Source organism: Streptomyces bullii (genome assembly GCF_042657145.1).
In the GTDB taxonomy this organism is placed as follows: domain Bacteria; phylum Actinomycetota; class Actinomycetes; order Streptomycetales; family Streptomycetaceae; genus Streptomyces; species Streptomyces bullii.
The window spans coordinates 38,838-48,268 of record NZ_JBHSNY010000021.1 but is presented as its reverse complement, the minus strand read 5'-3'; the positions used below and the strand labels follow the sequence as shown (position 1 = coordinate 48,268).

Below are 9,431 nucleotides of genomic sequence, written 5' to 3'. Positions count from 1 at the left end.
TGCGTCCTCGTTCTCCACCGCTTGATGGGCCGGTGTCCAGGTGTTCTCCACGGCGGCATTCAACCGTTGCCGCACCAGTCCGGCCAGCGCAATCCGGCGGAACTGATCGCCAATTGAGATGACTTGTTAGCGCTGGGAGCACACGGCGGGGCCACGGACCGCCGAAGCTCCAAGTGACGATGGCTCCATCCGTGTGTGGTTGTTCGGGCACCAACGACCTCTTGACCGAGGCTGTGGACTCCAGTCCGGCTCACAGGCATGAGGACGTCCAGCAGGCGTCTCTGACCAGGTGGAAACGAGAGCCTGCCGATATCGTGATCCTGCCCTTGTGCCCGACGGCGTGTCAACTAAAGTACACAAGAGCAAGATCAACGATGGCGAGAGAGATCACTACGTGGGTGTGAGCAGTGGCGAGGGAGAGTCTCTGAGAGGCGCTGCCGCCGAAGCGCAGGGCTCGCACTCTCTTGCGCACAAGCTGAAGTCACTCATGGCTCGCCGAAAGGATGCCAGGGGCAAAGCGTACGTTTCGCGCACATTGTCACAGGCTGTCGACGACTTGCCAGATCCGCCCACATCGACGTCGTTCGCGCTCATTGCGAAACTCGCAAACGGCCAGCAGGACAACCCGACCATCAAGACCGTCCTCGCGCTGTGCCAAGCTCTCGGCGACGTGCCGCCGGCCTATCTGCTGCCGCATGCGAGCTACGACGACCTCGAGGCGCTCGAGGCTTTCGAGAACCCCCTTGCCCGTCACCTGCTCGCCCTGCTGAGTGACCTGCCAGAGAGCGAGATGCGAGATGTCATCGCCCATTTGAAGCGACGACGGGAAGATCTCGGCTTGCCACCCGTGCCGGACAGTTCGAGCGTTGAGAAACCGAAGAAGGCCAGGCGACGACGTACCGGAACCGAAGCCGCCCAGTATGCGGCGGATGCACTGGAAGGGCTCTAATTGGACGGCATAATCTTCGGCTCCTGCACCGTGGTAGGGGTGATCCTCACCGCGCTTTGTACTCGGAGAGCCATTCATCACCCACGGGTGTTCACCTGGTCAATCGCCGTGGCGTTCGGTGTGTGCACCCTGGGAGTCTTCTTCGCGGTACCCACGGTCGCTCAAGCAGCCGAGCAAGTTACTGGCCTGGACAACGCAGGCAAGTTAATGGCGCACATCTGCGCCATTCTCTGGTGCGCATCACTGCAGATCACCATGGTGGACCTGGCCTATCGCCCGGAGTACCTGCGAACTGCCATGCTTCAGCGGATATTCGCAGCTGCTGTCGAGTTGGCCATCATGGTTCCGCTCTTCCTCGCAACGAACGGCGATGACGTTGAGTTCACCACAGCGTACGTCGACCACCCGTCCGTGGCCGCCTATCTGCTCATCTACCTCTCCTACGTTCTGATCACCTGCGGTGAGCTCGCTTTCATGTGCGGCAGGACCGCCCTTCGCAGCTGGACTACTCGCCCCTGGACTGGCGCTGGCTTCGCCGTGTGTTCTGTCGCGGCCGCCTTGGGCGTCGGGTACACGATGTCCAAGGGGTCGTACATCGTCTTCTACACACTCGGCAACCCGTGGTCCCTCGACGTCGAGGAGGCTGTGAGCCCAGCACTGAGTGGGCTCGCTGTCCTGTTCCTCTTCGCCGGCCTGACCATGCCGATGCTCGGTGGGCTGCTCCAGCGGCTGCGTGAACGGAAGGAAAGCACGGGAGGCTGAGCTGGATTTCCCACGTCTGCGTAGGCCGCATCACCTTTGGTGCGGCCTACGTCGCGTGTGAGGATGCCAGCGCCCACCGATGGCCCGGCTTGGAGAGGATTTGGTCAGTAGCTGACAGGTAGGGCAGTCAAGCTGCGAGAGCGCAGCGAAGGCCGCCACTGGGGCTCGACGTCTGCCAGCTGAAGACCAGGGAGGCGTGCGAGTAGAGTCTGAAGGGCAATCTCCGCCTCCGTCCTGGCCAGTGTGGCCCCCAGGCAGTAGTGGATGCCGAGACCGAGAGCAAGATGCCCAGTGTGATCACGCCCGATGTCGAGCCGGTCCGGATTCTCGAAGTGCTCAGGATCATGATTTGCCGAGGCCAGGGACAGCAAGACTGTCTGCCCTGCTGGCACGGTAACGCCGAGCATCAGATCCTCGGTTGCGAAGCGCCTGATAGCGAGAAGCGCAGGTCCTTCGAACCGCGCGAGTTCCTCAACGGCGCCTGGCAGGCGAGTGGGGTCTTCGCGCAGAAGCGCCATCTGCTCTGGGTGCTGGAGGAGCGTTAGAGCCGCGTTGCCGATCAGATGCACGGTGTTCTCGAAACCGGCGAGGAGGATGAGAAAGGTGAGCGACATGAGCTCGTCCTCGCTGAGAGCGTCTCCCGCCTCGCGCACACTGATCAGGTCAGAAAGCAGGTCATCCGCTGGCTGCTGGCGCTTGTCCGCCAGGAGCTCGGTGAAGAAGCCGAGCATCGCGGCGATGGCATCACGGGCCGCTGCCGGGTGGGCAGGGTCGGGAGCGATGAGTGCGTTGGTCCAGCCGCGGAAGTCAACGCGGTGGCGATCCGGGACGCCGAGCAGATCGCAGATCACAGTGATCGACAGCGGCGCAGCGTAGGAAGCTATCAGGTCGGTGTGACCGTGTTCGCCCAACGCCTCGAGGAGTTGGTCCGCGGTCTTCCGTATCGGCCCACGAAGCTGCTGGATTCTGCTCGGGGTGAAGGCACGACTGACCAGACGGCGGATACGCGTGTGGTCGGGCGGGTCCATGTTGAGGAGGTTGGCATCGAGTGCAGGCGGCAGGGCGAAGCCTGTGTATCCGTCCGTGGAGTGCCTCTTGTCCAGCGAGACCCGGGGATCCAAGAGCGCCTGACGCACGTCGTCGTAGCGCGTGACCAACCAAGCCGTGGTCCCGTCCGGGCCGGCGATCGGATGCACTGGTGATGTGCTGCGCAGGCGCTGATATACCCGGTAGGGATCTTTGATGAGGTCGTCCGCAGGGTCCATGGGCCCCACCCTAGGGCCCTTCACCACGCGGAATGTCCACCGCGTCAACCATGCCCGGCGAAGGGCAACACCACCCGGAACTGACCGCCCGTGACTTCACGGCCCCGCTTGCCGAGCCGAGCGCCGTAGGCGCAGGGAGTGCGGGGTCGGACGTGCGGTCGGCAGGACGCCGGCCACGATCAGGCGGGGGATTTCCGTGGCACTACGGGCGTGCCTGATGATCCAGATGCTGTCTTCGATGTCGCGGTAGCCGCCGGAGTGGTCGCTGGCGTCGCCGACGAGGAGCAGGGCGAACGGCGGTCCGGTGGCGGTGTAGTTCGCGGCCTGGGCGAGGTAGTCACGCTCGACGGCTTGCTGGGTCTTCCACGGCTTGGTGCGCCACTTGATCTCGGCGACGAAGCGGCTGCCCGGCTCGGGCGTGTAGATGACGTCGGCGCGCCCGCCGGCGACGTCCCACTTTTCCCGCTCCACGGTGCCCGGTGGGAAGAGGGGGCTGAGGTGCTGGTGGAAGTCGTCCTGGAGGTTCTTCTCATTCCAGGGGACGACGGTGCCGTCGGTGTCCTTGCGCGCCGGCCCGAGGTAGGCGGTGCGCTCACCGTAGAGGTTGGCCTGGGCATCGAACCGGTCGTAGAGGAAACGCAGGAAGTGCTCCAGCAGGGGGGTGAAGTAGTGGCTGTCGCTCGGCTTCCAGGCCGGGCTGGTCTTCAGGATGTCGAGCAGGGTTTCCAGGTGGGTGTCCACGCGGGCGTTGCCGGTGGGGGTGTAGCCCCTGGCGAGTTGGTGCGCGAGCTGCTCGAGCCGGTCGAGCTGGTGAGGGTCGAGGTCGTCGCGCAGGCCGGTGGCGTCAGATTGAAAGAGCGCGGCAAGCGCGGGACGGCCCTCCAGGGCTTTTCCCGGCACCGCCTCCTGGCGTGCCGCTTCACCAGCCGACTGCTGGCGCCGCTGGCGTACAGCGTCGTAGAGCGTCTGGGCGTCGGGGTGGTCGGTGAACTGGGGGTCGTGGGCGAGGGCTTGCTCGAGCTGGTGCAGCAGGCCTTGGCTGCGCACGAACGGTGCTTCCACGGTCGGGCTGATCAGTGACGTGAGGCCCGGGGCGTCTTTGGCGGGGGTGTGGATGCTGCGGCTGGCGAGGTAGATCTGCAGGAGGTCGTTCAGGGCGTCGGCGGGGCTGTACCAGCTGGGCTGGTACAGGTGTGTCTGTGCTGCGTTGAGGGTGGTGACGAACTTGACCAGGCGCTTTGGGTCAGGCTGCGGGCGCTGAGCCAGTCGAGCTGGTGCATGCGGCCGGTCCAGGCGGCGAGGTGCGCGGCCGTGGTGTCCAGCTGCTCGGCTGCGTCGGTGAGGCGTTGCCGGGCGCTGTTGTCACCCGCCGGGTTCTGTTCGAGGTCGGCGAAGGCGAGGACGGCTTCGATAGCGGCGGCGTGGGCGCGGGCGTCCAGGCGTGCCTCGTGTGTGCGGTCGAGCTCGGTGAACCGCATCAGGGCTCGCCGGAGTTGTTCGTCGGCAGTGGTTCGGTCGGCGGCTTCCAGAGCGGTTCGCTCGTCGGCTATGGCAAGTTCGAAGCTCGCGTCGGCTCTGGTTGCCGGCGTTAGGTCGGGCTGATTCTCCAGCGCGCTGAGGACGTCGAGGAGGGGGTCGGTGTCGGCGAAGTGGTCGCGGGCGATGCCGATCAAGATCGGCAGGCGTTCCAGGGCGTCGGCAGGTTCGGTGCCGGTGATGTCGGTGAGCAGCGCGAGCAGACGGTGTGGGGAGCCTCCGGCTACCGCCAGGCGCAGCAGGCCGGCGATCGCCGGCTGGGCGAGGGCGGCGTCGCAGTCGCCGGCGAGCGCGTCCTCTGCGAGCGTGGCCAGATCTCGTACGGTTCGGTTGCCCAGGCGGGCGGCCAGTTCCGGCTGGGTGCAAACGACGTCGAGTGCGTCGGCGAGGACCCACGCCGAGTGAGGGCGGCGCAGGCCCCGAGCCGCGGCCGCGAGAAGGGGAGCAGCCTGGTCGGCCGGGATGGTGTCGAGGCTGTGGGACAGCGCGGTGAGAAGGTAGGGCAGTTGGGGACCGGCGGCCAGCGTGTCCGCCTCAGCCGCGACGGCGTCTGCTCCGCCGAGGTCCTTCAGGCGGGGTCCGGCGTCCAGTTCGTCATCGCTCGCCCGGCTGGCCCACTCCTGGAGGGCCTGGTCCACGCTCGGAGCCACTGTCCTCTCCTCTCTGCTGGGCCGCGCCGGAAGCGAGCAGCTTAGAACAGGTGTTCACTATCGCGGGTGATGAGGTGGTCGGCAGGCAGATCGTCGAGGAGTTCGGGCTGGGCGGTGGTCAGCACGACCTGCAGGTCGGGGAGGTCCTTGGTGATGGCCTGCAGCTCGGCGATCAGGGTTCGGGCCGGTACTTCGGTGACCTCTTCGGCGGCGACGGAGTCAATCAGCAGCAGACCGGGGTGGGCGGCCACGCCGCGGTCGGCGCCGACACGCAGCAGCGCGATGACCGTGGCGATCCGCATGCGCAGCCGGTCACCGCGGCTGAGGCGTTTGAACGGGGTCTTCACCCCGGCCTTGACGGCGTTGACCCGGCCGGAGCGGTCGAGGCGGACGCTGTCGAGGTTCTGCACCCCGAACCGGGTCGCCAGCTCAACGATCTGGGTATTCATCGTCGGGAAGAGCCGCTTGGCGGCCGCGTCGACGGCCTCTCGTACGGCCTCGGTCACGGCCTCCAGGACCTGGGCGGACACGGGAACGGGCGGCTCGTCGGGCCCGGAGCCGGTGGCGGCGAGGCGTCCTTCCAAGCCAGCTGCCTGAAGCTCCAGCTGGCGAAGCCGCTCATGGTTTTGCGACGTCGCCAGCGCTTCGTGCAGCGCGGCCGCGGACGCCTGCTGCTCGGCGAGCGCGGCGTTCACCGCGGCCGCCGCAGCATCGCGCTGACGACTCGCCGCGACTTCCGCCTCCCGCGCGCTCTCGGGCTGCTGCTCCAAGTCCTGCAGCAGCACTTCGGCGGTTTCTTCGTCGACCTCGGGCAGCGGCCGGGTGCACACGGCACAGGAGGCGTCCTCGCGCTCCTGCTGGCGGCGGTCACGATCGAGAGGCTCCTCGCATCGCGGACAGCACACCGGATCGAGTCGGCCCAGCACCCGCCGCGCCTGCCAGGTCTCACGGGCGTCCAGCAGCGCCTGGTCGGCGCGCACCCGCGCCGTGTTCATGTCGGTCAGGCTCTGTTCGGCCTCGTGGAGCACACTCTGCGTGTCCCGAAGCCTTGCTGCGGCCTGGTCGGCGGCTTGGAGCAGGGGGGACACATCCCGGCTCGCCGCGTCCCGAAGTTCGGCGATCTGCTGGGAAAGCTGATCCAGTTGCTCCTGCCACGCGGTTCGCTCGGCCTTGCGGGCGTCGGCGTCTCCTTCCGCACGGCGCTTTCCTTGCGCGAGGGTCTTGCGCTCGCGCTTGTCGGCGACCGACAGCTGGGTGAGGACGGTGCTGTAGGGGATGTCGACGAAGAGCTCCATGAGCCGGGCGGACAGGCCCACGGCGTTGACGTCGCCGAGGAGGATTTCGTCGCCCCCCGGGTTGAGGTAGCACGCTCCGAAGTACGAGGCCCACCCGTGGACCTGGGGTGCGCCTTCGCCGTCGGCGCCGCCGCTGGCCTGCCACAGGCTGGTGTGCCCCATCCGCAGCGCGTCGAGGAAGAAAGCGCCGATGCTGCGCCCCACCTCGTCGGTCCCGGAAGCCTGCTCCACCAGCCGCAGCCCGTCCCCGCCGTCGTCGGCGGCCAGCAGTTGTTCCATGGTGTCGGCGGTGAGGATCCGCCCGGTCAGCGAGGGATGGGCGCCGGGATCGATGTCCAGGACGATCCGGATGGGGCGTCCGGCCACCACGACATCCATGCTCAGATGCCGTACCCAGGAGCGGACGTCCAAAGGCAGGTCGCGAGGTTCTCCACGAAGCGGCCAGACCAAAAACTCCAGCAGGCTCGTCTTCCCAGCGCTGTTGTCGGGGTGGACGATCGCCCACACGCCGGCCGAGAAGTCCCGCTTCACGCTGAAGGGCTCGCCTGAGTGCTTCACTCCCTGGGCCCGAAGGCGCAGCATCCGCAGCCGGCGGTCGGCTGCTGCCGGATTCTTCAGGGTGATGTTGGCCTCCGCGAGCGACCGTTCCACCTGCTCCGCGGTCAGTCCCAGCTTCGCGGCGACGCTCTGCAGAATGTCGCCGGCCCCCGGGACATCGGCGACCTCCGCGATGGTGGTGTCGGACGACGCGGTCACGAGGCCTCCTGGTTGACGTCGCTCACCGGCATCTGGGCGGCAGCCTTCAGCTGGCGCAACCGTGCGCGGGCCTGCTCGGTGATGGGCGCGAAGTACTGCCTCCACGGGGTGTCGGCGTATTCGCTCAACAGATACTGCCGGTCCTTGATCTGCGTACCACCCAGCCCGTCGACCAATGCCACGACCAACTGGGTGCGCTTGACGTACCACTCCAGCGCCGGGGCGTCCCGCAACAGCGACCGGGCCACCTCACGGCCGCGTTCAAGGAGGAAGTAGACGTGCTCGACGACGCGGTTCTGGCCGGTCCGCCCGAGGATCTGCGTTTTGCGGATCAGTCCGCGCTCGACGAGCGGCGCCAGGGCGTCATCCAGCTCCTCGAAGGCACCGAATTTATGACGCAGCATCGGAAAGCGCCTCAGGTCCGGCTCTTCCGAGTCCAGGATGTCCGAGGCGAGGCTGAGCAGTCCCGCCTCCTCCGGCGCCGCCTCGTACTCGTTCATGAGCTCAAAGGCCAGATAGTCCGGGTAGCGCACCCAGAAATCCAGCTTCTGCAGGCGAACCTGCGTGTGGACCGCGCCCACCGTTGACGCGGGCACATTCTCGTCCTCGGCCGGCGACTTGGCGGCCGCGTCGATCAGCAGCAGCAGCCGGACGGAGTCCTGCCAGCGGCTTGCCTTGCGTACCGCTAAGGGTGCGACCATCGTGCTCCTTCACACCAGCTGTCCGCTCCGTCACCAGGTGTCATCCTGGCAGGTGGACGGCCCGGCAGACCAGACGTCGGAAACGGAATTCACCGTCGCCCGCGCCCTTTCTCGGCCGCAGACCGTCCTCTCGCACACGAAACCGATCCCAGCGGCGCCCAGGGTCCGGCACGCACTGACGTCTACCGTGAGGCTGGGGCTGGGACAAGCACGATCACTCGAACGTGTACCAGCACCTCAAATGGCGGCGCTCCGCCTTGCCTCTGCTGCAGCTGGGAACCCTCCCGCCGGTGCCTTCAGATTGACCGCGCGGTCTCCGCGCCGTGCTTCCGGCTCGACCACAGCGGCGAGCACGTTCGGGGCCGTGAACGTCGCCGGGCATCCCGTGCTGCCCGCCGCGTGACCCCTTACGGTCGGCGCGCGCTCCCCGAAGGGTGCGCGTGGGCACGCGGCGAGACGGATGTTTGTTGCGGATGAAGCGTCTGGATCAGCTGGCGGCGGTCATCCGGTGGGACTCGGGTTCGAAACGGACGCTCGTGCGGCCGAGGGATGCACCGTCGGCACCGGTGACGTGGAGGTCAACCAGATCGGGTTGGCCGACGGGCGGGTCCAGGCGGGCGGGGCGGTCGAGGAGGACGACGCGGTCGGCGTGCTGCAGAGCATGTGGGTCGCGCAAGTCTGCGGGATCAGGCGTGAGGCCGCGCGGGGGTCCCAGATGCGCGGTGGCGATGACGGGGACGGCCAGGTCGCGGGCGAGACGCGCGAGAGCGCCGGCAACGGCGCCTGGCGGGGCGGGCTGTTGGAAGTCGGAGGCAAGGCCCAGGTCGTCAAGGAGAAGCAGACCCGCGCGACTGCGGATCGCTTCGGCGCTCAGTCGTCCGAGGGCGTCCGCGCCGGGGACGGTGAGCCGCAAGGGGAGGCGCCGGAGCCGGGTTGCCACGGCGGCGAGCCGCGCGGGGTCGGCGGGGTGGGCTGCGGTGGGTCCGAGATCCTGACTGGCCTCGGCGGCGAGCAGCATCCGTCCTGTCTCCGTTTGGGTGCTTTGCAACTCTGCCAACATCACGGAGAGCCCGGATCGCGCGTTGTGGCGGGCGATGGTCAGCAGCAGGGCGGTTGACCCGGCCATGGTCCGGCCGGCCAGCAGGGTGAGCGTGCCTGGCTTCAGCGGGCCGAGCAATTGGTCGAGTCCCGGCAGGCCAGTGGCCGCCGCGCGGCGCCGCGGCGTGCGATCGGCGGCGCGGGGAGTGCGCAGAGAGGTGAGAGCTGCGGTGTGGGGGATACCGGCTTGCTTGGCCAGTCGTTTGGCGCGGCCGCTGAGGCCGCCGTTGGTTTTCCGGCTCATGAGATCGTCGCTTTCCGGCACACGCCCACGCAGCGTGCCGAGGTCTGCCAACGGCTCGCTGCACGGGCCCTCGTCCCCTTCGGGATGCCGGTATCCGTGTCCGGCGGACCTTTGACCTGATGTGGCGGCGCTGCGTGGGAGCGGCCGCGGCGGTCTGGGTGCGTGCGTGTCCAGC

8 protein-coding genes are annotated in these 9,431 nt (G+C 67.6%); 2 read left to right on the top strand and 6 right to left on the bottom strand.

Annotated elements, in window-relative coordinates:
- Positions 1-328 precede the first annotated feature (328 nt).
- Both ACFPZJ_RS38030 and ACFPZJ_RS38025 read left to right on the top strand, forming a co-directional pair.
- The gene (locus tag ACFPZJ_RS38030) at positions 329-949 is read left to right on the top strand and encodes a hypothetical protein (protein ID WP_381031414.1); all 621 of its coding nucleotides are present in this window, start codon (positions 329-331) and stop codon (positions 947-949) included.
- A 39-nt stretch (positions 950-988) separates the two neighbouring features.
- On the top strand, positions 989-1,711 hold the full coding sequence (locus ACFPZJ_RS38025; protein WP_381031412.1) for a hypothetical protein: 723 nt from the start codon (positions 989-991) through the stop codon (positions 1,709-1,711).
- Between the two features lie 104 nt (positions 1,712-1,815).
- Here ACFPZJ_RS38025 and ACFPZJ_RS38020 read toward each other — a convergent pair whose 3' ends face one another.
- The 6 genes from ACFPZJ_RS38020 to ACFPZJ_RS37995 form a co-directional block, all read right to left on the bottom strand.
- On the bottom strand, positions 1,816-2,976 hold the full coding sequence (locus ACFPZJ_RS38020; protein ID WP_381031410.1) for a cytochrome P450 family protein: 1,161 nt from the start codon (positions 2,974-2,976) through the stop codon (positions 1,816-1,818).
- Positions 2,977-3,072: 96 nt separating this feature from the next.
- Positions 3,073-4,023: a hypothetical protein gene (locus ACFPZJ_RS38015; protein ID WP_381031408.1), complete on the bottom strand. Its 951-nt coding sequence runs from the start codon at positions 4,021-4,023 to the stop codon at positions 3,073-3,075.
- Positions 4,024-4,127: 104 nt separating this feature from the next.
- On the bottom strand, positions 4,128-5,162 hold the full coding sequence (locus tag ACFPZJ_RS38010; protein WP_381031406.1) for a hypothetical protein: 1,035 nt from the start codon (positions 5,160-5,162) through the stop codon (positions 4,128-4,130).
- A 41-nt stretch (positions 5,163-5,203) separates the two neighbouring features.
- Positions 5,204-7,213, bottom strand: coding sequence for a hypothetical protein (locus ACFPZJ_RS38005; protein WP_381031404.1), 2,010 nt, complete (start codon positions 7,211-7,213; stop codon positions 5,204-5,206).
- Positions 7,210-7,914 (bottom strand): hypothetical protein, encoded by a 705-nt coding sequence (locus tag ACFPZJ_RS38000; RefSeq protein WP_381031402.1) that lies wholly within the window; start codon positions 7,912-7,914, stop codon positions 7,210-7,212. The genes ACFPZJ_RS38005 and ACFPZJ_RS38000 overlap by 4 nt, the downstream gene beginning before the upstream one ends.
- Before the next feature lie 487 nt (positions 7,915-8,401).
- Positions 8,402-9,277 (bottom strand): DnaB-like helicase C-terminal domain-containing protein, encoded by an 876-nt coding sequence (locus ACFPZJ_RS37995; RefSeq protein ID WP_381031400.1) that lies wholly within the window; start codon positions 9,275-9,277, stop codon positions 8,402-8,404.
- Positions 9,278-9,431: the final 154 nt, after the last annotated feature.

Coding starts and splice junctions, on each gene's coding strand:
- ACFPZJ_RS38020 (WP_381031410.1), bottom strand. CDS start 2,976: ATGGACCCTGCGGACGACCTCATCAAAGATCCCTACCGGGTATATCAG.
- ACFPZJ_RS38000 (WP_381031402.1), bottom strand. CDS start 7,914: ATGGTCGCACCCTTAGCGGTACGCAAGGCAAGCCGCTGGCAGGACTCC.